Source organism: Mycolicibacterium arseniciresistens, from assembly GCF_030519285.1.
GTDB classification, from domain to species: domain Bacteria; phylum Actinomycetota; class Actinomycetes; order Mycobacteriales; family Mycobacteriaceae; genus Mycobacterium; species Mycobacterium arseniciresistens.
In genome coordinates this window covers 1-22,649 of record NZ_JAUMSQ010000005.1, presented here as the reverse complement: position 1 = coordinate 22,649, position 22,649 = coordinate 1, and the positions used below count along the sequence as shown (strand labels likewise).

Annotated in this window: 25 protein-coding genes; 14 read left to right on the top strand and 11 right to left on the bottom strand. The window is 68.0% G+C overall.

Annotated elements, in window-relative coordinates:
• Positions 1 to 46: 46 nt before the first annotated feature.
• From Q2100_RS01475 to Q2100_RS01465, 3 genes are all read right to left on the bottom strand, one after another.
• The gene (locus tag Q2100_RS01475; RefSeq protein ID WP_302912552.1) at positions 47 to 2,908 is read right to left on the bottom strand and encodes an MMPL/RND family transporter; all 2,862 of its coding nucleotides are present in this window, start codon (positions 2,906 to 2,908) and stop codon (positions 47 to 49) included.
• Entirely contained in the window at positions 2,905 to 3,351 is a 447-nt protein-coding gene (locus Q2100_RS01470; protein ID WP_302912551.1) for an MmpS family transport accessory protein, read from the bottom strand. Before Q2100_RS01470 ends, Q2100_RS01475 begins: the two co-directional genes overlap by 4 nt.
• Positions 3,352 to 3,483: 132 nt before the next feature.
• A complete protein-coding gene (locus Q2100_RS01465) occupies positions 3,484 to 4,056 on the bottom strand; it encodes a TetR/AcrR family transcriptional regulator (RefSeq protein WP_407667558.1) in 573 nt (190 codons plus the stop codon).
• Positions 4,057 to 4,307: 251 nt separating this feature from the next.
• Here Q2100_RS01465 and Q2100_RS01460 point away from each other — a divergent pair, with 251 nt between their 5' ends.
• The 3 genes from Q2100_RS01460 to Q2100_RS01450 are packed head-to-tail and all read left to right on the top strand — an operon-like array spanning position 4,308 to position 5,981.
• A complete protein-coding gene (locus tag Q2100_RS01460) occupies positions 4,308 to 5,297 on the top strand; it encodes a hypothetical protein (protein ID WP_302912549.1) in 990 nt (329 codons plus the stop codon).
• Between the two features lie 43 nt (positions 5,298 to 5,340).
• Complete coding sequence (locus tag Q2100_RS01455; protein WP_302912548.1) at positions 5,341 to 5,586, top strand: type II toxin-antitoxin system VapB family antitoxin; 246 nt, start codon at positions 5,341 to 5,343, stop codon at positions 5,584 to 5,586.
• The gene (locus Q2100_RS01450) at positions 5,583 to 5,981 is read left to right on the top strand and encodes a type II toxin-antitoxin system VapC family toxin (protein WP_302912547.1); all 399 of its coding nucleotides are present in this window, start codon (positions 5,583 to 5,585) and stop codon (positions 5,979 to 5,981) included. The genes Q2100_RS01455 and Q2100_RS01450 overlap by 4 nt, the downstream gene beginning before the upstream one ends.
• 244 nt (positions 5,982 to 6,225) lie before the next feature.
• Here the strand turns inward: Q2100_RS01450 and Q2100_RS01445 are convergent, their stop codons facing one another.
• Positions 6,226 to 7,560 carry an RNA-dependent RNA polymerase family protein gene (locus Q2100_RS01445; RefSeq protein ID WP_302912546.1) on the bottom strand — a complete coding sequence of 445 codons (1,335 nt, stop codon included), beginning with the start codon at positions 7,558 to 7,560 and terminating at the stop codon, positions 6,226 to 6,228.
• On the bottom strand, positions 7,550 to 9,625 hold the full coding sequence (locus tag Q2100_RS01440; protein WP_302912545.1) for a hypothetical protein: 2,076 nt from the start codon (positions 9,623 to 9,625) through the stop codon (positions 7,550 to 7,552). The genes Q2100_RS01445 and Q2100_RS01440 overlap by 11 nt, the downstream gene beginning before the upstream one ends.
• 126 nt (positions 9,626 to 9,751) lie before the next feature.
• On the opposite strand from Q2100_RS01440, the gene Q2100_RS01435 reads away from it, so the two are divergent.
• Positions 9,752 to 10,513 carry a ribonuclease T2 family protein gene (locus Q2100_RS01435; RefSeq protein WP_302912544.1) on the top strand — a complete coding sequence of 254 codons (762 nt, stop codon included), beginning with the start codon at positions 9,752 to 9,754 and terminating at the stop codon, positions 10,511 to 10,513.
• Between the two features lie 18 nt (positions 10,514 to 10,531).
• On the opposite strand, the gene Q2100_RS01430 is transcribed toward Q2100_RS01435, so the two are convergent.
• The gene (locus Q2100_RS01430; protein ID WP_302912543.1) at positions 10,532 to 10,870 is read right to left on the bottom strand and encodes a hypothetical protein; all 339 of its coding nucleotides are present in this window, start codon (positions 10,868 to 10,870) and stop codon (positions 10,532 to 10,534) included.
• A 106-nt stretch (positions 10,871 to 10,976) separates the two neighbouring features.
• The gene (locus tag Q2100_RS01425) at positions 10,977 to 11,897 is read right to left on the bottom strand and encodes a DMT family transporter (RefSeq protein WP_302912542.1); all 921 of its coding nucleotides are present in this window, start codon (positions 11,895 to 11,897) and stop codon (positions 10,977 to 10,979) included.
• Between the two features lie 87 nt (positions 11,898 to 11,984).
• Here Q2100_RS01425 and Q2100_RS01420 point away from each other — a divergent pair, with 87 nt between their 5' ends.
• Positions 11,985 to 12,419, top strand: coding sequence for a nitroreductase family deazaflavin-dependent oxidoreductase (locus tag Q2100_RS01420; RefSeq protein WP_302912541.1), 435 nt, complete (start codon positions 11,985 to 11,987; stop codon positions 12,417 to 12,419).
• An 84-nt stretch (positions 12,420 to 12,503) separates the two neighbouring features.
• Here Q2100_RS01420 and Q2100_RS01415 read toward each other — a convergent pair whose 3' ends face one another.
• Entirely contained in the window at positions 12,504 to 13,025 is a 522-nt protein-coding gene (locus Q2100_RS01415; RefSeq protein ID WP_302912605.1) for a YdcF family protein, read from the bottom strand.
• A 174-nt stretch (positions 13,026 to 13,199) separates the two neighbouring features.
• Here Q2100_RS01415 and Q2100_RS01410 point away from each other — a divergent pair, with 174 nt between their 5' ends.
• Entirely contained in the window at positions 13,200 to 13,622 is a 423-nt protein-coding gene (locus Q2100_RS01410) for a pyridoxamine 5'-phosphate oxidase family protein (RefSeq protein WP_302912540.1), read from the top strand.
• A gap of 3 nt (positions 13,623 to 13,625) precedes the next feature.
• Here the strand turns inward: Q2100_RS01410 and Q2100_RS01405 are convergent, their stop codons facing one another.
• Positions 13,626 to 14,378 carry a DUF3060 domain-containing protein gene (locus Q2100_RS01405; RefSeq protein ID WP_302912539.1) on the bottom strand — a complete coding sequence of 251 codons (753 nt, stop codon included), beginning with the start codon at positions 14,376 to 14,378 and terminating at the stop codon, positions 13,626 to 13,628.
• A 151-nt stretch (positions 14,379 to 14,529) separates the two neighbouring features.
• Between Q2100_RS01405 and Q2100_RS01400 the strand changes: the two genes are divergently transcribed.
• The 4 genes from Q2100_RS01400 (at position 14,530) to Q2100_RS01385 (ending at position 16,420) form a co-directional block, all read left to right on the top strand.
• A complete protein-coding gene (locus tag Q2100_RS01400) occupies positions 14,530 to 14,748 on the top strand; it encodes a hypothetical protein (protein ID WP_264013023.1) in 219 nt (72 codons plus the stop codon).
• Between the two features lie 45 nt (positions 14,749 to 14,793).
• Complete coding sequence (locus Q2100_RS01395) at positions 14,794 to 15,252, top strand: carboxymuconolactone decarboxylase family protein (protein WP_302912538.1); 459 nt, start codon at positions 14,794 to 14,796, stop codon at positions 15,250 to 15,252.
• A gap of 111 nt (positions 15,253 to 15,363) precedes the next feature.
• On the top strand, positions 15,364 to 16,089 hold the full coding sequence (locus tag Q2100_RS01390) for an LLM class flavin-dependent oxidoreductase (protein ID WP_302912537.1): 726 nt from the start codon (positions 15,364 to 15,366) through the stop codon (positions 16,087 to 16,089).
• Positions 16,061 to 16,420 (top strand): hypothetical protein, encoded by a 360-nt coding sequence (locus tag Q2100_RS01385; protein WP_302912536.1) that lies wholly within the window; start codon positions 16,061 to 16,063, stop codon positions 16,418 to 16,420. Before Q2100_RS01390 ends, Q2100_RS01385 begins: the two co-directional genes overlap by 29 nt.
• Here Q2100_RS01385 and Q2100_RS01380 read toward each other — a convergent pair.
• Complete coding sequence (locus Q2100_RS01380; protein ID WP_302912535.1) at positions 16,392 to 17,612, bottom strand: acetyl-CoA acetyltransferase; 1,221 nt, start codon at positions 17,610 to 17,612, stop codon at positions 16,392 to 16,394. The two genes, Q2100_RS01385 and Q2100_RS01380, sit on opposite strands and share 29 nt — an antisense overlap.
• A gap of 52 nt (positions 17,613 to 17,664) precedes the next feature.
• Between Q2100_RS01380 and Q2100_RS01375 the strand changes: the two genes are divergently transcribed.
• The 3 genes from Q2100_RS01375 (at position 17,665) to Q2100_RS01365 (ending at position 20,957) form a co-directional block, all read left to right on the top strand.
• Entirely contained in the window at positions 17,665 to 19,146 is a 1,482-nt protein-coding gene (locus tag Q2100_RS01375; RefSeq protein ID WP_302912534.1) for a carotenoid oxygenase family protein, read from the top strand.
• On the top strand, positions 19,143 to 20,084 hold the full coding sequence (locus Q2100_RS01370; RefSeq protein WP_302912533.1) for a winged helix-turn-helix transcriptional regulator: 942 nt from the start codon (positions 19,143 to 19,145) through the stop codon (positions 20,082 to 20,084). The genes Q2100_RS01375 and Q2100_RS01370 overlap by 4 nt, the downstream gene beginning before the upstream one ends.
• Positions 20,085 to 20,201: 117 nt before the next feature.
• Positions 20,202 to 20,957 carry an SDR family oxidoreductase gene (locus Q2100_RS01365; protein WP_302912532.1) on the top strand — a complete coding sequence of 252 codons (756 nt, stop codon included), beginning with the start codon at positions 20,202 to 20,204 and terminating at the stop codon, positions 20,955 to 20,957.
• A gap of 3 nt (positions 20,958 to 20,960) precedes the next feature.
• On the opposite strand, the gene Q2100_RS01360 is transcribed toward Q2100_RS01365, so the two are convergent.
• Entirely contained in the window at positions 20,961 to 21,389 is a 429-nt protein-coding gene (locus tag Q2100_RS01360; RefSeq protein WP_302912531.1) for a PPOX class F420-dependent oxidoreductase, read from the bottom strand.
• A 111-nt stretch (positions 21,390 to 21,500) separates the two neighbouring features.
• Between Q2100_RS01360 and Q2100_RS01355 the strand changes: the two genes are divergently transcribed.
• Positions 21,501 to 22,649: AAA family ATPase (locus Q2100_RS01355; RefSeq protein WP_302912530.1), on the top strand; the 1,149-nt coding region annotated here is incomplete at its 3' end.

Genomic DNA, 22,649 nt, shown 5'->3' with positions numbered 1-22,649 from the left:
TGTAGGGGTGGGTTCCCGCTCCCGCCTCGCTCAGTCGGCATGCACGCTAGAACAGCGAGAGCTGGCGGGTGTCCTCGTCGCCGAACTTCTGCGGCACCGGGCGCTGGCGCACCTTCACCGGCCACCAGAACCACCGCCCGAGCAGCGCGGCGATCGACGGCGTCATGAACGACCGCACGATCAGCGTGTCGAACAGCAGGCCGAGCGCGATCGTCGTGCCGATCTGCCCCAGCACCAGCAGGTCACTGAAGATGAACGACGCCATCGTGAACGCGAACACCAGGCCGGCCGCCGTCACCACCGAGCCACTGCCCGCCATCGACCGGATGATGCCCGTGTTGATGCCGGCGTGGATCTCTTCCTTGAACCGCGACACCAGCAGCAGGTTGTAATCCGACCCCACCGCCAGCAGCAGGATCACCGCCAACGGCAGGATCACCCAGTACATCTGGATGCCCAGGATGTGCTGCCACACCAGCACCGACACCCCGAACGACGCCCCCAGCGACAGCGCCACCGTGCCCACGATCACGAGCGCGGCGACGATGCTCCGGGTGATGAACATCATGATCAGCAGGATCAGGGTCAGCGACGCGATGCCGGCGATGATCAGGTCGTAGTGCGCCATCTCCTGGATGTCCTGGTACGTGGACGCCGTCCCGCCGATGTAGATGCTCGACCCCGCCAACGGTGTGCCCTTGACCGCCGCCTTTGCGGCGTCGCGCATCTCGTTGATGTGCGAGATACCCTCGGGCGTCGCCGGATCGCCCTCGTGCGTCACGATCATTCGCGCCGCCTTGCCGTCCGGTGACAGGAACAGCTTCAGCCCACGGATGAACTCCGAGTTGCTGAACACCTCCGGCGGCAGATAGAACGAGTCGTCGGTCTTCGACGCGTCGTAGGCCTTCCCCAGCGCCGTCGAGTTCTCCAGCGCCTTCTGCGTCTGATCGTAGATCCCTGACGTCGTCGCGTAGTTCGTCATCGTCAGGTCGCGGTTGGTCTCCTGCACCGCGATCTGCGGCGGTATCAGCGCCAGCAGCTTCGGTTGCAGCTCATCGAGTTTGGCGATGCTCCCCGACACGCTGGCCAGCTGATCGGTCAGCTCACCGATACCGTCCAGCGCGTCGAACAGTGACCGGAACGCCCAGCAGATCGGGATGTCGTAGCAGTGCGGTTCCCAGTAGAAGTAGTTGCGGATCGGACGGAAGAAGTCGTCGAAATTGGCGATCTTGTCCCGCAGCTCCGCCGCGATCGCCACCGTGTTCTGGAACGCCTCACTCTGCTCGTGGGTGATCTCCCCGGACTGCTGCTGCAGCGCATACTGCTGCCGCAGTGTGTCGATCGACGTGTTGATCTCGCTGACCTGCTTGAGCAGATCCTGCGCCCGGGCCTGTTGATACGGCAGGTTGTTGATCTGCGCGGCGCTGTTGGCGCTGATCTGGAACGGGATCGACGTGTGGTCCAGCGGCGTGCCCAGCGGCCGCGTGATCGACTGCACCTGCGCGATGCCCTCGGTGTGGAACACGGCCTTGGCCACCCGTTCCAGCAGGATCATGTCTGTCGGATTGCGCAGGTCGTGATCGGTCTCGATCATCAGCAGTTCGGGATTGAGCCGCGCCTTCGAGAAGTGCCGCTCCGCGGCCGCATACCCGACGTTCGACGGGGCGTCGTCGGGCATGTACGGGCTGACGTCGTAGCTCACCTTGTACCCGCCAAGCGCCCCGAGTCCGACGAGCGCCAGCGCCATCGTCGCGATCAGGATCGGCCCCGGCCACCGCACGATCGCCGTGCCGATCCGTCGCCAACCACGCTTGGCGGTCTTGCGTTTCGGGTCGAGCAGGCCGAACTTACTGCCGATCACCAGCACGGCGGGCGCCAGCGTCAGCGACGCCGCGAGCGCGACGAGCACACCGATGGCCGCCGGGATACCGAGGCTCTGGAAGTAGGGCAGACGGGTGAAGTGCAGGCACGCAACGGCACCCGCGATGGTCAGCCCCGAGCCGAGGACGACGTGCGCGGTTCCGCGGTACGCGTCGAAGAAGGCGGCCTCGCGTTCCATACCCTCGTTGCGCCGCTCCTGATAGCGGCCGAGCCAGAAGATCATGTAATCCGTACCGGCGGCGATCACCAGCAACGTCAGGATGTTCGTCGAATACGTCGACAAGCCGATGAATCCGGAATCAGCCAGGAATGAGACGATTCCGCGGGCCGCCGACATCATGATGAGCACCGTGACGAGCGCGAGGATCATCGTCACCGGCGAGCGGTAGACGATCAGCAACATCACCGCGATCACGCCGACGGTCAACAGCGTGACCAGCACCGTGCTTTCGTTGCCCACCTCGAACTGGTCGGCGATCTGCGCGGCCGAGCCGGCGACATAGGCGTTGATGCCCGGCGGCGCAGGCGTATCGGCGATGATCTGCCGCAGCGCGTCAACCGATTCCAGCGACAGCGCCTCGCCCTGGTTGCCGGCGAGGAACACCTGGACGTAGGCGGCCTTGCCGTCCGGACTCTGCGAACCCGCGGCCGTCAGCGGGTCGCCCCAGAAGTTCTGGACATGCTGGACGTGGGTGGTGTCGTCCTCGAACCGCTTGACGAGCTCGTCGTAGTAGGTGTGCGCTTCGGCCCCCAGGGGTTGCTCGCCTTCGAGCACCACCATCGCCGCGCTGTCGGAGTCGAACTCGTCGAACTTCTCGCCGATCCGCTGAAAGGCTTGCAGCGACGGCGAATCGGGTGAGCTCAACGCCACGTTCTGTGCCTCGCCGACCACCTCGAGCTGCGGCACCAGCACGTTCGTCAGGGCGGCGATCGCCACCCACACCAGCACGATCGGCAGGGCCAGCCGCCGGATCCAGGTGGCGACGCGGTCGGTCTTCGCCGGGCGTTCGGCGAGGTGCTGGCTCATCCGGACTTGTCCAGGCAGAAGGTGTAGGCGTTCAACTGGGTGACCGTTCTCTCGTCCTTGACGACGTCGTCGATCGTGATCCGGCAGCCGAGGGAGTCGCTGTCACCCTGGGCGGAGACGTTGACGAAGACCGCGGGCTGGGTGGTGGTGGTGTCGTAAGTCCACGGCAGGGTCGCGCCGTCGACGCGCTGCGGCTGGGCGTCGATGTCGGTGTAGGTGATGGTCGCGACGGTGCCTGGTGGGCCGAACACCTCCATGAGGACGCGCTTGGGGTTGAACGGGACGATCTCGTTCGCTGCGCCGCTGGGGGTGGACGTGACGTCCTCGGATCCGAAGATGCCGTTCAGCCGGTACACCGCGAAGCCCGCTATGGCGATGACGACGATCGCCACCAGGATCATCCACTGCCGCAGCAGGCGGCCACCGAGTGAAACCCGCTGCATACGTGACCCTTTCGACGGGCGGCGGCACGTTGGCAGGGCTCGGCGACCGGCGACCCGCCGGCTCGAGTCATATCAACTTCGTTGACAGTACGGTACGGGACCGTACTGCTCAACCCTTTGCTCGGGTCAAGATCACCGGTTGTTGTGACGGGTGAGGCTGGGGATGAGCACGTTGTCCACGAGGTCGGTGACGGTGCGACGGGACGGGGCTCGGCCGTTCAGGAGGGTGCGGAAGATGAGGTAGCCCGGCATTACGTCCCAGAGGTCCTCGGTGACGGCGGTCGAGGCGATCTCGCCGCGGTTGACGGCCCGCGCGAGAACATGGGATATCAGCGCTTTCCGCTGGTCGAGGAACCGCTCCTGCATCGTGGTAGCGAGTTCGGAGCTGCGGGAGATCTCCACGAGCACCGCGCGAATGGTGCCCGCATGGGTGTTGACGTGGGCGCGGATCTGCTCGCCGAGCTTGAGCAGGTCTCCGCGCAGCGTGCCGGTATCCGGGTCGACGGCGACGTGCCGGGTGCCCTCGACGAAGGCGGCCAGCACGAGTTCGGCCTTCGTCGGCCATCGCTTGTAGAGCGTTGCCTTGCTCGCGCGTGCAGTGGTGGCGACCGCGTCCACGGACAGCCGGTCGTAGCCGTGCTCCTGGAGCAACTCGAGGGTGACCGCCAGCAGCTCGCACTCCCGCGGCGACCACGGGGAGTCCACGTCTTCGAGGCTTCGGGTCACGCGGCTCCAATCGGCATGTGCGGACGAGTATCCGGCATTGTGCTCCACAGCGGACAAGATCGCACCAGTGCCGTCGAAGGCGGTGCCGGCGAGCCGACGAGCGTGATCCAGAAGTTATCCACAGTCGCAGGCCGTACCGACCTGTTCACGCCGCGAGTTGTCCGACCCTCGATCGACACTTGCCTCAACGACGTCGTCGGCGTGACCGCGTCATGAGGATCGGGGAAGCGATGGGCAACAGGGCGAACTTCGTCATCGTGAAAGACGGTGATTGGCAGCTCTACTACTCCCACTGGGGAGGCTGCCGCATGCTCGACGCGCTGATCGGCGGGCCGCAACTCGCGCTGCGATATGCAGCTTCGCTGCGACGATGCAAGAAGGACGAATGGTGCGACCCGATGTGGGCCGACGGCGGCGCGGTGGTGGATCTCGACCGTTGCAGGGTCCTGTTCTTCGGCGAACCATTGATGATGGAGATGAGCGAGCGCCGTGCATTGATGAGTGTGCTCGCGACCGTGTGGCCCGGTTACGAGATCGGCTGGGCGTACGACGGCACCGAGGAGCTGGCGGATTACGTCGGGGTCCAGTTGCGACCCGTCGATTGGGACCGTCAGCCGACGTTGAAGCTGGCTCGCGGTCGAAAGCACCTGTGCCATCTGATTTCAGTGGTGGATGGAGACGGCAAGTTGCGTTTCTGGCCGTTGTGGTGGCACCTCAGCAAGGCGTGGCACGGGCCGGCGTTGCTGGACAAGCTGCCCGGCCCGGGTATCAGCCGAATAAGACTCGGCAAGATCCCTGAAGGCGGGGCTCACATCGACGTGCAACGAAAGACGTTGGGGGCCTGGCAGACCGCCGACACGATGGGTTTCTTTCGGGCACTGCCCGAGCTCTGGGCAGGGTGGCGCACCGAGGTATGGGAGGACCGCTACGAGGAGCAGGTCAGTCGATGCGGCGGCGCCTTGCGCCTACCCGAAGTGGACCCGATCGCGGGCATTGATACAGCGGAGACGTGGCTCCGAGAGCGGGTTTTCGAGAGCTTCGAGGACAGCCCGGCCGGGCATATCGCCCAACTCGCGGGCTCACTGGCCCCTCTCGCACCAGGATTCGTCGTCAGTTCCGACGCCCTCGACGACTGCGGCGTGCGACCGACCGCGAGCGAATGGGCTCGCTTCCGCGAGGCGTGCAACCAGGTGCGATGCGCCGATGCTCAGTCCGCGTAGCCCGTCGCGTCACTGGTACCATTCAATCGGTAGAAAGGTACCCATGGCACTGAACATCAAAGACGTCGCGGTGCACGACGCGGTCAAGCGGATAAGTGCGATGACCGGGGAGTCTCAGGCACAGGCCGTTGCGACGGCTGTGCGCGAGCGGCTGGCCAGGCTGGAGGAAGACCAACTCGTCGGCCGTCTTCTGGCGATCGGCCGCAAGAGCGCGAGCCGCATGAGTGTCGATGCGAAGACACTCGACCACGGTGCCTTGCTCTACGACGAGCGGGGACTGCCCTCATGATCGTGGATACGTCTGCCATCGTCGCAATCCTCACCGATGAAGAAGACGCGGCGACCTACGCTCATGCCATCGCCGCAGCTCGTGTGAGACGACTGTCGGCTGCGAGCTACCTCGAGTGCGGGATCGTGATCGATCAGTACCGAGATCCGGTGATCAGCAGAAGCCTGGACGAACTACTCGCGGAGGCGGAGTTCGTCATCGAGCCGGTGACCGAGCGCCACGCCCGGCTGGCCCGACAGGCTTATTCGGACTTCGGCAGGGGAAGCGGCCATCCTGCCGGCTTGAACTTCGGCGACTGCCTTTCGTACGCGTTGGCACTCGAAACACGTGAGCTGCTGCTATGGAAGGGCAACGATTTCGGGCACACGGGCATAGCGTCCGCGCTCGAGCAATAGACGGAGCCGAGCAGCCCTTTGTGGCGTCCCCGAGGCCAGTGACCACCCGCGGGCGTCAACATGAGTTGACGACTGCGGGCGGTGACCGTGGGCCGGTCGGCCGCACGACGAGTTGGGGGCGCGGGGAAAAACGCCGAAAAAGAGAGACCGAAAGCCGCAACCTCTGTGGTCTCTCGGGATGACCGCACATGTGCGGGATCCGCGCCATCCTCAAGCTAGCCGCGCGCCACCGCGTCCCGCAAGGTCATCGCGCATTGCGCAGCGCCACCAGCGACACCAGGCCCAGCTCGCGGTACAGCACCTCCGGCGGGAGCTGCCGGAAGCCGCGAACCCCCGGGATGCCCGTCGCGGCCTGGGCGATCTTGCGGGCGATCCGGTAGTCGACGTCCTTGAGCGAACCCCGGTCGGTGACCGCGTCGAGCAGCGCGGACAACCCGGCCACCGCGAACGGACTCGTCGTGTCCAGCATGACGTTGGTGGCCGCCACCAGGTGGCGGGCCCGCTCACGCACCGTCATCTGCGCCAGCGTCGGCGCCGCAGCGTCGATCCGCGCGGCGATGCGGGCGACGAAGCGGCGCAACCGATGCGGGCCCAGCGTGACCGTGCCGGCCGACGTCACCGACATGCCGAGGCAGTCGATCCGGTCCCGGCCGCCGTACGCCGGATCGACCGGACACGGGCGGCCGTTCCCGCTCAGGGCGGTGCGAATCTCCTTGCTCAGCTTCCGCTTCACCCCCAGCTCCGCGACCAGCGTGTCGATGCGGGCGTCCGCCTCCTGGATCACCGCCAGGTCGGGATGGGCGATCATGAAGTCGTCGTTGTAGCGGGCGTAGAACACGCCGTCGAGGTCGCTGAGCGCCCGGTCCATCGGCACCACGGCCAGATTCCCCAGCAGAGGAACAAGGGGAGTGCCCATCGCGACGCCGTTGAGGCGGGTGAACTCGGCGCCGTCCTCGTCGCGCACCACGGGCCGCACCAGCGTGGTGATCAGATCCCAGGCGGCACCGCCGATCTCACCGCCAGCGCTGCCGAGCGACGCCACCTCCCGCAACGTGTGCCACAGCGCGGCGTCCGGACCGACCGGCAGGTTGTCACCGTACTTCTCGAAGTCGGACTGCAGCACGTACAGCGGCCCGCCCCTCGGCCCGACCCGCTCGCGGTGGGCACGGATGAACGCGGCGAACGCCCGCATCGCCCCGACGTTCGTCAGGCCCGGCAGGTAGGACCAGACACCCGGCAGCCCGTAGCAGCGGGCGTTGTTCGACAACACCTTGAACAGCGCCGAGCCGACGACGTGGTCGACGAAGCCGGCCAGGTGGGCGGTGCGGCGCTTGCCGCCGGTCTCGAGGAACCACAGGTCGACCGGCTGGGGCCGGTAGGTGCCGTCGGCGATGCTGGCGGCGATGGCCCGGGACAGCTTCTTGCGGTCCGTCGCCGCGTCGAAATAGCTGACGCCAGAGGACACCTCGTTGAAGCCGAGGCCCTGTTCGTTGCGCTTGACGTAGATGCGCAGAATCGTGGACTCGTACGTCGCGGGGTCGACCAGGCAACGGTCGATGTCAACGGGTTCAAGCGCCATGGCCGGCGCCGTCCCACTGGCCGAGCCGCCACGCCCGCAGTGTCCGCAGCCAGCGCTGGAACGGCGCGGGCTCGGGGTCCGGGGGCAGCAGGAAGATCATCCGCACCTTGTTCTCGTGGAAGATCGGCGACAGCCAGCGGCCCGCCACCGACACCACCAGCGCGTCGTCGTCGAGGCTCTTCATGGCCGACGGCAGGATCGCCGGGACCAGGTCCTCGTCGAACGTCCGCATGATCCTGGCGCCCGCGCGGGTGTCCAGATCGGCGACCGTCCCGTCGGGGAAGATGTCGAGGAACTCCGGCCCGAGGTGGTCCGGGCTCTGCGGTGCTCTCGGCACTCCCGCAATGGGTTTGATCCACTGGGCGGTGACGATGCGGTCGAGCGCGTCACGGCCGTCAGCCGCCGGGTCCTGCCAGTACTGCCCTCGGTTCGCGGCGCCGCCGGTGACGGTCTGCACCTCGAGGTGGGGTTGGCGGCCCGGGTCGATCGCCGACTCGCGCTGGTAGAAGACGAGAGACGTCGCGGCGTAGAACGCGAGACACCCACTGCCCGTCAACGTGTTTCGCATCGTATCGACGGCGGCTGATCGCTGCCGCTGCGGAATCCACTCCGGAACGGTGATGGTTCCGGCACGCACCGGCCCCGACTCGGCGGCCAGTGCGCGGATCCAGTCGCCGAGCGGCAGCTGAGTGGCCGGCGGCGGGGTGCGGTCCTCGAGGTGCTGCACGTTGATGTGCACGATCAGCAGGACGATCATCGCCGCGGTCAACTCGAGGAGGTCGGACGCGGGATTCACGTCGATCCACACGAGCACGAACAGCAGACCGGAGAACACGATGGTCAGGTTGAGCGCGTGGAACCGGCCCTCGGCGAACAGCCGGATCTGATAGGTGCCGATGAAGCTGCGCACGATGAACAGCGGCAGCAGCGCCAGCAGGAATCCGAACGGGATGCCGGGCAGCACGAACAGCCCCAACAGCACGGCCAGCCCCCAGAAGTACAGCGTGACCACCGGCGTGATGAGCAGGAGCCGGTGGAAGAAGAACAACCGGTACTCCCGCAGCGCCGGAATGCGCCGCAGCCGAACAAAATCGAAGTAGAACACGGCCGTGGCCTCGTAGGCGCCGCGCAACAGCGGGAGCACCAGGTAGAAGAACTGAAAGGCGTCGATGTCGCGCCACGCCTCGAACCCGGCGGTCAGATCGAACGAGCGCGTACTGGTGCCGTAGATCCCGGCGATCGCGAGCACGGCGATGGCGTCCAGCCGCAGGCCGAGCCCCGCCAGCGTGGTGTCCAGACCCTGCCGGAACGGGATCGAGGGCAGGCGCGCACGCAACGGCCGAGCCGCCCGGTGACTCGGCATGACGCCGTTGAGCCGGTACAGCCGCAACGTGTAGTGGACGGTGATCCAGATGGAGAGCGCATTGGAGGCGATGATCGCGACCACCACCGCGGCTGTCGGATAGAACAACGCCCCGGCGCCGATCACCACGATCTGCACGACCGTCGGGGCGAACAGCGACCACAGCGGCCGCCATATCCGCCGGGTGGCGAACATGCCGGAGTGCAGTACCCGCACCGGTATTCGCAGCGCGAGCTCGATGACGACCAGGAACGCGTAGAGCATTCCCATCGGGTCGCCGTCCGAGGGCAGCAGCGACAGCACCACCACCGCGCCGCCGACGGCCACGGTGGTCGCCGCGATCACCGACAGCACCAACCAGCTGCCGATCTCGCGTTCGACGGCGTCGCGGTCGCGGGTCAGGGAGAACGCGCGCAGACGTTCGCGCATCACCTCCAGCAGCCCCCACCAGGCGCCGCTGACGATGAGGCTGCCGACGCGCAGGATCATCACCGTGAACGCCGCCAGCCCACCGAGTGCGGTGAGGATGATCAGGAACTCGGCGACGTGGACGACGAACGCGATGCCGTCCACCACCAGCGCATAGCGCAGGCGGTAGCGGAAGTACTCGAACATCCTGCCGGTCAGCAGGCAGGCGTACAGCGAGACCGTGCGTTGCCTGCGGCGGCCGGTGCGTTGAAACCACCGGTCGATGTCGTTCACCCGTTGTTCCTCCACGACGGCGACACGTCCGCACACCTTTCGTCGACGATCGCGCAACGACGAGGCGTTGCCGTGGGAGGCTGGTGCCTCGGGTGACCTGCTTTTCCCTGCCTAGAAGGGTGCGCCATGCGGCGGAGTGACGCAGCCGTATTGTCGATTTCCGCGGCGCTGGCCGCGGTCGTCGTCGCTGCCGTCACCTACAGCGTGACCGTGCTCGACCGGACGCCGAACCCGTCGGCGCTGGTGTCCGATGACAGCGCCGCGAGTTGGCTGGTGCTCACCTGGGCGCCCAGCTTCTGCACCGTCGAACCGCAGAACGATGCGTGCGAATCCGGCGAGGTCGACACGGTGGGCCGGACGCTGGTGCTGCACGGCCTGTGGCCGCAGCCGCGCGACCGTCAGTACTGCGGATTGCCAGAGCAGTTGCGGGACAGAGAGTCCGAGCTGCCTCCCGTGCAGTTGTCGGAACAGACCCGGGACCGGCTGCGGTCGACGACGGTGGACACGGCGTCGCTGGTGCACCATGAGTGGTACACCCACGGCACGTGTGCGGGGGTCTCGCCGGACTCCTACTTCGGTGATGCGACGACGCTCACCGACGAGGCGCGCGAGGTCCTCGACCCGGTGCTGCGCGACGCGCCGGGCGGGCGGCTGACGCTGGCCGCCGTCCGTGCGCGTGTCGATGACACCTTCGGCGCGGGGACCGGTGAGCGGGTCGGGCTGGGCTGCCGGAACGCGGCCGGCGCGGGAGCCGTCGTCGTCGAGGTGCGGCTGTCCCTGCCGCCGGTGGTCGCGCTGCGGGACTCCGACGGAGCCGTGTCCTTGACGGAGTCGCTGCGCAAGGGTCCGCCGATGCCGGCGCAGTGCAGGCACGGCAGCGTGCCGTAGACGGCGTCGCGAGGAGTGTCAGACGACCCCGTACCACAGCTCGTACAGCGCCCCGTGAACCTGACCGACCTTCTGCTTGAGTTCCACGCCGGGCGGGTCGGTGTCGTTGATGACCACCGAACCGAGCGCCTGAGTGGACTGGTTGGGCTCGTCGGTTTCGTGGAATGTCACCTGGACGTGCGAGCGGCCCGGCTTGAACGATATGAGTTGGCCGTTGAAATCGAGGACATCGTCCTTCCGCATCTTGACCTTGTCGAGGACGACTCCGTCTGCGCCGATGGTGATCTCGTCGGCGCCGTCCGGATCACGGGTCTCGAGTACCTGCAACCACAGCAGCTTGGCGGACTTGGCGGCCATGATGGTCCTTCCGAATCAATGGCGCTGGACTGCGCCGATCTCATCGTCGGCCGGCCGCCTGGTCGGCGAACGAGTAGTCGGGTACGTCAGTGACGACGAGAACCGCTCAGCGACCGGCGGACTCGTCGGTGACCTCCGGCGTGGGTGCCGGCGCCGGCCGTCGGCGGGTCAGTGCGACACCGGCCAACGCCAGCGCGCCACCGACGAGTGCCAGCGCGGTGGGGATCTCCCGGAGGAACACCCATGAGACGGCGATGGCCACCGCAGGGACCGCCAGCGTCGTCGCGGCCATCGCCCCGGCGTTCGTGCGGCTCAGTGCGAAGGCCCACGTCGTGAATGCCACCGCGGTCGGCCCGATGCCGAGGTACACCGCACCCGCGACAGCGCCGGCGGAGGCCGTCCGCATCTCGTCGATCGCCTGCGGTGCGAAGGGGAGTGTCGCCACCATGCCCACGACACAGGCGAGCCAGGTCGCGGTCATCGCGTCGACCGTGCGCAGCGTGACCTTCTGCAGCAGCACACCCGCCGCGTACAGCACCGCGGCCAGTAGGCCGAGAACCACGCCCAGCCAGTCGTTCTCGGCGCCTCCCGAACTCGACACCGCGATCAGCGCGACACCGAGGAACGCGATGACGATGCCCGCGATCAGTTGCCGCGGGAACCCCTCGCCGAGTAACAGTCCCGCGAGGACCGCGACGATGACGGGGGCGAAGTTGACCAGCAGGGCGGCGGTTCCGGCGTCGAGATGCTGTTCCGCCCAATTCAATACCACTATGTACCCGGCGAACCACAGCAGCCCGTAGCCGGCGATCAGCGCCAGGGCGCGGCCGCGGGGAATCGACACCCGGCGGTACGCGAGCGCGATGCCGACCAGCAGGACGGCGCCGACGACGAGGCGCACGAACGCGAGGGGCCCCGGCGACAACTCCGTGCCGACCGCCCGGATGACGACGAAGGCAGATCCCCACAGCAGGACGGTGACGACGGCGGCAGCGATCGCGAGCCGGTCGGCGGTGTCGGAGCGCACGGCCAACTCCACCACGGGCGGTGACGACGCGACAAACGGTTTTATGCGCACTGGTATGCGCGACGCGCGCCGTGCCACCATCGGGGTATGGCCGACGACGACATGCAGTCCGAGCGCGAGTTCAACCGACAGAACATCGAGGAGTTCCGCAACAACGGTGGCAAGGTGGGCGGCCAGTTCGGGGGCTTTCCGCTGATCATCATGACCTCGACCGGCGCCAAGTCCGGCACCGAGCGGGAGAGCCTGATCGCCTACTTCGACATCGACGACAAGCTGTACGTCGTCGGCTCCGCCGCCGGCCGCGACGCCAGCCCGGGTTGGGTGTTCAACCTGCGCGCGAACCCCGCCGTCACCGTCGAGATCGGCGACAAACCGCGCAAGCCCTACACCGCCCACGAGCTGGCGCGGGACGAGCGCGACCGTGTGTGGGAGATCGTCAAGGAGCGCGCGCCCGGTTTCGCCGAGTACGAGAAGCGCACCGACCGCGTCATCCCGATCTTCGAACTCGCTCCCGTCGCCTAGGGGGCGGCCAGCATTGACTTTGCTTCCAGGGCGCCCGCCACTCGCACTTCGGCGCCCTCAGCGCAAAGTCAACGCACGGGGCCGCTAACTGACGCCGATGAACGGGCTGATCGCGTCGCGTGCGAACTGGAAGACGTTGGTCTGCGGGCTGCCGTCCGGGTAGCTCACCGTGGCGAGCACGTTGCCCCCGGCGTCGATGAAGTTCGTGTCCGCACGATCCTGATGCGTCGACGACGTCACCAGGATGATCCCCGTCGCTCCGGCGTTCTTGGCCAGCGGCACGGAGTACCGGGCGTTCTGGACCGTGCTGTTCGCCCGGTCCTCGACGATGATCCGGTTCGGCGGCAGTCCGAGCATCGTCAGCATCTGCCGCATCTGCGCGGCTTCGGTCACGCCGTTGCGCGGATTGCCACCGGTGACGATCACCGGCGACTGCGGAAAGAACTGCGCCACCGTCAAACCCGTCAACACCCGGCGCCGCAGGATCGTGCGCATCGACCCGTCCGGGTTCAGCCCGTATCCGAGGATGACGATCGCCGGCTTCCTGAAGTCCTTCGTCGCCGCCGCGGGCTGGGCCTGCGCGACGGGCGCCGACACGTCACCCATCACCGCGGCGGCAGCCAGTGCGACCGCACCCAGGGCGGCCTTCCACCCGTTCCGCACTCCGACCTCCCCGACACGCCGACCCGATGATCTTGACAGTTACTGATGTTGTGATCGTGCCTCGAGGGGCTGCTGTTACACAGGAATGAGACCGGCGCCACAATCGTTGGCACCGGCATGGCGAAGATGACGAGTGACGAGCGCGAGACCTACCTGTCCGAACTGCACGTGGGTGTGATCGGGGTCGAGCGGCCCGACCGCGCTCCACTGGTCGTTCCCATCTGGTACTGGTACGAGCCGGGCGGCGACGTCGTGCTCTGGACCGAGGCGGAGTCCGTCAAGCTCAAGCTCATTCGCGACGCAGGTCGTTTCGCGATCACCGCGCAGGACGAGCAGCCGCCGTACCGTTACGTCACCGCAGAGGGCGACGTCGCCGCCATCGAGTCCGCCACCGACGAGGCCGTGCGCAAGATCGCCATCCGCTACCTCGGCGAAGAAGAGGGCAACCAGTTCACCGACCAGAATCTCAGCGACACATCGGTGCTCATCCGGATGCGGCCGACGCGCTGGCTCAGCACCGACTACACCAAGGAAGGGTGACCGTCAGCCCTGCCTGATGACATTCGAGTCGGTCACGAAGCCGATTTCCGGGGACCCCGACTTGTAGATGATCGTGTTGTCGAAGCCCGAGGCGCTGATCTGAGCCGACGAGTCGACCGTGATCTCGTTGTTGACGCCCGACGCGATCACTGCGGCGCATTCGCCCGTGATCGTCACGACGTTCGCCACGCCGCTGACGTTCACGGTGCCGTCGTCGCAGTTGACCGTCGTGACGGTCTGGACTCCGGACACGTTCACCGACTCGCCCGGGCCCGCCTCGAGCGTCTCGCTGGTTCCCGGCATCCCCGGTAGACCGGTCGGCAGGCCGGGGATCCCGCTCGGCAGCACCGGCATCGACGGGATCTGCGGAATTTGCGGCTCGTCGAGGAGACCGCCGCCGCCGGCCACCGTCGGGTTGCCGGACGAGGGCCCGTCGGCGGGGCGCATCGCGAAGTAGATGAGTGCGCCGGCACCAGCGATCACCAGCATGACCACGACCGCCGCGAAGACGGCCCACCCCGCCTTCGAACTCGAATGCGGCACCGTCGGCGCCATCGAATACGGGGCCGGGTAGCCGGGCGGGGGAGGCGGGGGCGGGTAGTACTGCTGCTGGTTGGTGTACGGCTGGGTCGTGTACGGGTCGGTCGGGTAGGGCGTCGAGTAGGACTGTGTGCCCAGTTCGGAGTTGTGCGCGCGGTCGGCCAACGGACGCTCGAGGTCGCGAATCCGGGCTTCCGGGTCGTCGTTCGGGTCCATAACCGCAGATGTTCCCACATCTAGATCAACGGCGGGGCTGAAGCGCTTGGCGGACTGTTCATTCCGGCGGCAACATCGTTAGATGATCTAGTTGTGATCCTGATCACGAACACGTTTAATTGTGTTCGCCACCACAACGGAAAGGCCGCTGATGGACGCCCTGAACCACGGGTCACTCTCCTCGCACTCAGTTGCTGCGCACGACCGTGCCCCGCTGGATCCGCGCTGGGTGTTCGGCTTCGTTCTGGCGATCATCGGTGTCGTCGCCGCGATCTCCGGCGTCGTGGTCGCCGTCATGATGGGCCAGACCACCGTCGCGATCATCATCGGCATCGTCGCCGGCGCGTTCTTCGCCCGCATCGCTGTTTAGGCACGCTCGCCTGCGCGGCGGGCAACTCTGCGTAGCATCGGCGCGGTGGACACCGCGCACCTGCACATCGACAAGCAGACACCCGAGGCCTATAAGGCGCTGATCGGTGTCGCGACCAGCGTCACCTCCGCGGCCAAGGACGCAGGCATGTCGCGCGGCCTCATCGAGCTCATCAACGTGCGGGTGTCGCAGATCAACGGCTGCCCGTCCTGCCTCGAGGTGCACGTCCGCCGTGCGAGCGGCGCCGGCGTGAGCGTCAAACAGCTTGCGACACTGTCGGTCTGGCGTGACACCGAGCTGTTCGACGACCGCGAGCGGGCAGCGCTCCGCCTCGCCGAGATCACCACCACACTGCCCGACCACGACACCGCCGAGCGCGAATACGCCCGCGCGCGCGAGGTTCTCGACGACGACGAACTCTCCGCCGTCATCTGGGTCGCCACCTCCATGAACGCGTTCAACCGGGTGTCGATCCTCAGCCGTCACCCCGTCAAGCCCGACTAGGGCGCGCCGGCCGCCCGGGAGGAATACCGAACCGCGCCTGTCGTTGCAGATACCAGCGACGACACGGCAGTCGTCGGCTGCGCGACCCGCAGACGCGAAAGGACGGTTCCGGTGACCCCGCTGACGGCAATGGAGCTAGGCGTGTGGACGGACTTCCGGCCGGAACCCGGCGACCGGGAAGGCCGGCGACGATACGGCGAGGCGCTTGCCGAAGCTCGGCTCGCCGATCAGTTGGGCTTCAGTTCGTTCGCCACCACCGAACAGCACGGCGTCGACGACGGCTATCTGCCCGCACAGCTGCCGGTGCTCGCCGCACTCGGCGTGGCGACCGAGCGGATCCGGTTGCTGACGAATGCGCTGCTGCTCCCGCTGCATCCGTGGCGCCAGGTCGTCGAGCAGTCGATCGTCGCCGATCTGCTCAGCGGTGGACGCCTGTCGCTCGGGGTGGCCGCCGGTGGCTACTCGCGCGAATTCGACCTGTTCGGCGTCGACTTCGGCAGCCGTGGCGACATGATGGAGCGCGGGCTGCGATTCCTGCGTCAGGGGTTCGCCGACGGGACGCTGCCAGACGGGCCGGGCGGGGCCGACGTGCCCGTATTGCCGCGGCCGGTGCAGGAGCGGATTCCGGTGTACCTGGGCGGCGGCGCGCGGCGGGTCTTCGACCGGGCCGCACGGTTGGCCGACGGCGTCATCCCGGTGGACTTCTTCGACCCCGATCACGCATTCGCCGAGCTGTGGTCGGATCGGTTGGCACCGGCGATGCAGCAGCACGGCCGCACCCTCGACGACTTCCGATTCAACGATCAATGTGCCGCTCTGGGCGTCCGAGGACCCTGAGCGCGACTGGGAGACGTTCTACCGCAGCGCGATCGAGTATCAGTACCGCCAGTACGAGAACTGGGCGGGCGACCCGTCGAAGGTCGGTGTCAAAGCGGACTCGGACACGCCGTGGCGCCGGGAGTCGATGCTCGTCGACACCCCCGAGAACATTGCGCGCCGCCTCCGCGAGATACGCGCCTCGGCTCCCTTCCATGAGGTGGTGTTCTGGTACCGGATACCGCACATCGGACACGACCGCGCCATGCGACACCTGGAGTTGGTGGCGCAGGAGGTGCTGCCCCGTATTCGCGAGGCGGAACTCAGCCCGGCGCCCCCACCACGAAGCTGATCGTCGTCGCCGTGCTGCCGCCGAAGTTCAGCGTGCCGAACGTCCGGGCGCCCTCGACCTGATACTCGCCCGCCGTCCCGCTCACCTGCCTGGCGGCGTCCACCAGCATCCGCACTCCGGTCGCGCCGACGGGATGGCCGCCACCGATCAGCCCGCCGCCCGGATTGATCGGCAGCCGCCCGCCGAGTGCGATGTCGCCGTTCTCGATCGCCTTCCACGACTCGCCCGGGCCCGTCAGCCCGATGTGATCGATCGCCATGTACTCACTCGGCGTGAAGCAGTCGTGCACCTCGAAGCCGTCGACGTCGTCGAGACTCACCTGCGCCCGGCCGAACGCATCCTGCACCGTCGCGTGCACGTGCGGCATCACATACGGCGACTCCGGATCCCGCCCCAGCTTCTGCGCCAGGCCCAACCCGACCGTGCGGTGACCCCACCCCCTGATCCGCGCCAGCGGCCGTACCGCCGGGTTCGCCCGCAGATAGCTGTCCGTCACCAGCACCACACCCGCGCCGCCGTCGGTCAACTGCGTGCAGTCGGATCGCCGCAGGCGCCCCTCCACCCGGGGATTCGCCTCGTCGTCGTCACCGTCCACCGTCAGGTCCGGCAGCGACCACGCCCGAGTCTGTGCAATCGGATTGCGCTTGGCGGCAGCGAAGTTCGTCGAAGCGATCGCATGCAGGTGTGCGTGGTCGAGCCCCCACCGCCGGTCGTACTCGTCGGCCACCCTCGAGAACACATACGCCCACATGTTGTCCGCGTCGACGCTCTCGTGCCCCGTCCACGCCGCCGCCCCCAGGTACTGCGCGCCGACCCGGCCGGGCACCGTCTTCTCCAGCTCCAGGCCGACGACGAGCGCCACCTCGTGGAAGCCCGCCCGCAACTCCGCGACCGCGCCGAGCACCGCCGCGCTGCCCGACGCGCACGCCGCCTCGTGCCGCGACGCGGGCACACCCCACAGCTCCTCGTTCACCGTCGCCGGCATCGCCCCGAGATGCCCCTGCGCGCTGAACATCTCGCCGAAGGCGTTGCCGACGTGCACCGTCCCGACGTCGCGACCGCTCAGGCCCGACGATGCCAGCGTCCCGTCGACCACCTCCCGCGCGAGGTCGGCGTAGTCACGGCCCTCGCGCGTCAGGTTGCGGGCGAAATCGCTCTGGTACGCCCCGACGATCCAGATGTCCTCAGCCATGCCCCTATGGTTCAGTTGACAGAGTGACTCTGTCAACCATAGTTTGAGTCTCATGCGGGTCGAACTGCTCAACACCTACGCGTCGACGCTGCCCGCGGACGACGCCCACCGCTACCGCACCGGGCCGTGGCGCCCTCAGCTCAACGAGTGGCGCGCCGACGACCTCGACGTCGTGCAGGGCGAGATCCCCCCCGACCTCGACGGTGTCTACCTGCGCAACACCGAGAACCCGCTGCACCCGCCGATCGAGAACTATCACCCCTTCGACGGCGACGGCATGATCCACCTTGTCGAGTTCCACAACGGAACCGCCAACTACCGCAACAGGTTCGTCCGCACCGACGGCTTCCTCGCCGAACAGGACGCCGGCGAATCGCTGTGGGCCGGTTTCCTCGAGATGCCGGGATCGGCCAGGCGGGACGACGGCTGGGGCGCCCGCACCCGGATGAAGGACGCCTCGAGTACCGACATCGTGGTGCACCGCGGCATGGCGCTGTCGAGCTTCTACATGTGCGGCGACCTCTACCGGGTCGACCCGTTCACCGCCGACACCGCGGGCAAGGAGGACTGGGTCCCCGAGTGGGGCGTCTCGGCGCACCCGAAGGTCGACCCCGTCACGGGCGAACTGCTGTTCTTCAGCTACAGCAAGGAGGAGCCGTACCTGCGCTACGGCGCCGTCGACAAGGACGGCAACCTGCTGCACACCACCGACGTCCCGCTGCCCGGCCCGCGCATGCCGCACGACATGGCCTACACCGAGAACTACGTGATCCTCAACGACTTCCCGCTGTTCTGGTCGCCCGAACTGCTCAAGCACGACGTGCACGCCCCGGCATGGCACCCCGACCTGCCGTCGCGGTTCGCCGTCGTCCCGCGCCGCGGCGACCAGTCGAAGGTGATGTGGTTCGAGACCGACCCCACCTACGTGCTGCACTTCACCAACGCCTACGAGGACGGCGACGAGATCGTCCTCGACGGCTTCTTCCAGGGCAACCCGTCGCCGTCCACCAAGGGCGCGAAGTCCCTGGAGGACGCCGCCTACCGCTACCTCGCGCTCGACGCCTTCGAGTCCCGGCTGCACCGGTGGCGGTTCAACCTGACGACCGGCACGGCCACCGAGGAGCGCCTCGGTGACCACCTCACCGAATTCGGGATGATCAACGGCGACTACCAGACCCGCGACTACCGCTACGTCTACGCCGCGACCGGCAAGCCCGGCTGGTTCCTCTTCGACGGCCTGGTCAAACACGACCTGCGGGCCGGCACCGAGGAGCGGATCACGTTCGGCGACGGCGTGTTCGGCAGCGAGACCGCGATGGCGCCGCGGATCGGCTCCACCGGCGAGGACGACGGCTACCTGGTCACCCTCACGATGGACATGAACGACGACGCCTCCTACTGCGTGGTCTACGACGCTGCCCGCGTCGGCGACGGCCCGGTCTGCACGCTGCGGCTGCCCGAACGCGTCTGCAGCGGCACGCACTCCACCTGGGTCGCCGGCGCCGAGTTGCGGCAGTGGCACACCATGCGATGAGCTCGCCCTTCGATCTGCAGGCCGGCGACACCAACGCCATCGGGCGGGCTCTCGCTCTACTCGGTGACGAGTGGACGCTGCTGCTGGTGCGCGAATCACTGCTAGGGGCAACTCGATTCAGCGATTTCGCGGTAATGCCGATCTCGAACGCCGTGCTCACCGGCCGGCTGCAGGCCATGGTCCGCGACGGGCTGCTGCAGCGCGAGATCTACCAGCAGCAGCCGCTGCGCGCGGGTTACGTCGCCACGCCGGAGGGCCGCGCGCTGTGGCCGATGCTCGTCGCCATCTGGCAATGGGAACGCACGTGGTCCGACCACCGCATTGACGCGCTGCCCGACATGCACCACCGCCACTGTGGCCACGACTTCTCGCCCGTCCTGCACTGTGCGCACTGCGGTGAGACCGTCGAGTCGCAGGACATCGCCGGGCGATGGGGGCCGAGCGGCGGCTGGCAGCGCTCGGTGCCGCGGGCCGCCACCCGGCGGCGCACAGGCAGCGACCCCGCCGGCCTGTTCCCAGACACGATGGCGATCGTCGGCAACCGGTGGTCCTCGGCGGTGATCGGCGCCGCGTTCCTGGGCACCCGGCGGTTCAGCGACTTCCAGAACCGACTCGCGGCGCCCGGCGCGCTGATCGCCGACCGGCTGCGGGTGTTCTGCGACATCGGCGTGCTGCAGGCCGCCGCCCACCCGAAGCGCGCCGACTGGTCGGAGTACCACCTGACGCCGAAGGGGCGGGCGTTCTTCCCCGTCGTCGCGACGGCGATCCACTGGGCGCAGGCCCACTACTCCTCACCCGAGGGGCCGGCGCTGCTGATGACCCACGACGGCCACGACTTCACGCCGCAGCTCGCGTGCGACCAGTGCTCGGCGGCGCTGACGGGCGACGGCATCGAGGTGCATCCGGTCGACGGTGACGGGGCAGTGGCACGCGCGTAACGCTGTGGCGTTCTGCGGGCCGGATTTTCGCCGTGGCGTTACGAGCCCGGGATGAATCCGCGACCGGCCATCCGTTCTGGCGGTCGAGAAGGACGCCACAGCGGAAGGAACGCCATCATGAAGATCGTCGTCATCGGAGGGACCGGCCTCATCGGCCGCAAGGTCGTGCAGGACCTGACCGAACACGGCCACGACGCCATCTCCGCCTCGCCGAGCAGCGGCGTGAACACCGTGACCGGGGAGGGCCTCGCCGACGTCTTCACCGGCGCCGACGTCGTCGTCGACGTCTCCAACTCACCGACCCTCGACGACGCGGCAATGGACTTTTTCACCGCCGCGACCACCAACGGCCTCTCCGCCGAGGCTGCGGCGGGCGTCAAGCACCACGTGGTGCTTTCGGTGGTGGGCACCGACCGGCTGGCCCCGCAGAGCGGCTACTTCAAGGCCAAGCTCGCGCAGGAGAAGCTGATCGCCTCCGGCGCAACGCCTTACACGATCGTGCATGCCACCCAGTTCTTCGAGTTTGTCGGCACCATCGCCGACTCGGCGACCGAGGGCGACACGGTCCGGCTGCCGAACGCGAAGTGGCAGCCGATGGCGTCGGCCGATGTCGCCGAGGCCGTCGCGATCGCCGCCGTGGGTGAGCCGCAGAACCGCATCGTCGAGATCGGCGGACCGGAGCGATTCGGCCTCGACGAGCTCGTCCGCTCCGCGCTGGCCGCCAAGGGTGACCCGCGCACGGTCGTCACCGACCCGGCGGCGCGCTACTGGGGTGTGGACATCGACGACGACACCCTGGTGCCGGGCGAGGGCGCGACCCTGTTCGACACCCGCTTCGCCGACTGGGTCCGCGAGACGGTCGCCTCCCGGTAGGCGTCAGTCGGCGACGTCGAACGCCGCGATCACCTTGGTCGGGGTGATCCGGACGACGAGCTCACCGGGGACGCCGTTGCGGGCTCCGTACTGCGGACCGAGTTCCTCGCCCATGTAGCGCGTCGCGATCCGCGTCGCGATGTCGAGGATGTCGGGATCGTCGTCGGTGAGCGCCGCGGTGCCCTGGACCTGGACGAAGGAGAAGGGCGGCCGCTCGTCGTCGACGAGCAGCACCACCCGCGGATCTCGTTGCAGCGCGCGGCCCTTCGCGGTGTTCTTCCCGGTGTTGAGCACCAGCTGCCCGCCTTCGACGACGAACCAGACGGGTGCGATGAGGGGCCTGCCGTCGGCCGCGACATAGCCGAGCTTGCCGGTGCGGGTGCCCTCGGACAGGAACGCGATGACCTCGTCGCTCAACGAATCGGATGCCATCTGGCCATGATGCCCGACATCGGCAGGCGACGTCAGCCCCGCTCCGGGGGCTGACGCCGCCTCGCGCTCCCCGTTATCGTTATCCGCGAAACGAAACCTACGATGGCGCGGATGGCGAACACAGACCGGGGTCGAGAACTTCGCGGGCGCGGCGGCGAATGCCAGGAGCTTCGTCGCCTGGTGTCGAGCGCGCGGTCGGGCAGCGGCGAAGTGCTGGTGCTGCGTGGCGAGGCGGGCGCAGGCAAGACCGCGCTGCTGGACTACGTGACTGCGCAGGCCCGCGGCTTCAGCGTGACGCGTGTCGCGGGCGTCGAGTCCGACATGGAACTCGCGTTCGCCGGAGTCCAGCAACTCTGCGCCCCGTTGTCGCCGCACGTCGACGGGCTGCCCGAACCCCAGCGGGACGCACTGGCGGTGGCGTTCGGCCGCGGCGTCGGGCCGGTGCCCGACCGCTACCTCGTGGGCCTCGCGGTGCTCAGCCTGCTGGCGGCGGCCGCCGAACACCAACCGCTGCTGTGCGTCGTCGACGACGCGCAATGGCTCGACCAGGTGTCGACACAGGTGCTCGGATTCGTCGCGCGCCGGCTGCTCGCCGAACCGGTGGCGCTGGTGTTCGCGGCGCGTGAGCACGGCGCCGAGGTGCTGCACGGACTGCCTGAACTCGAGGTCGGCGGCCTCTCCGACAGCGACGCCCGGGATCTGCTCGACAGCGTGGTCATCGGACGCATCGACGAGCGGGTGCGTGACCGCATCATCGCAGAGACCCGCGGCATCCCGCTGGCCGTGCTCGAGGTGCCGCGCAACGTCGCCGCGGCCGAACTCGTCGGCGGCTTCGGCACATCGACCACGCGGCCGTCCGCGGGACACGTCGAGGAGAGCTTCGTCCGCCGCATCATGTCGCTTCCCCGCGACACCCGGCTGCTGGTGCTCGCTGCGGCCGCGGAACCCGTCGGCGACGCCGGGCTGCTGCTGCGCGCCGCCGCCGCCCTGGACATCTCGGTTGACGCGCTGGCGCCTGCCGAGGCGGCCGGCATTCTGGAGTTCGGACCAACCATCCGGTTCCACCACCCGCTGGTGCGGTCCGCCGCGTACCGAGCGGCGGACCTCTCCGACCGCAGGGCGGTACACCGCGCGCTCGCCGACGTCACAGACCCACGGGTCGATCCGGACCGGCGGGCATGGCACGCCGCCAACGCCGCAACGGGCCCCGACGACGACATCGCCGCCGAACTCGAGGCCTCCGCCGGCCGTGCGCATAGC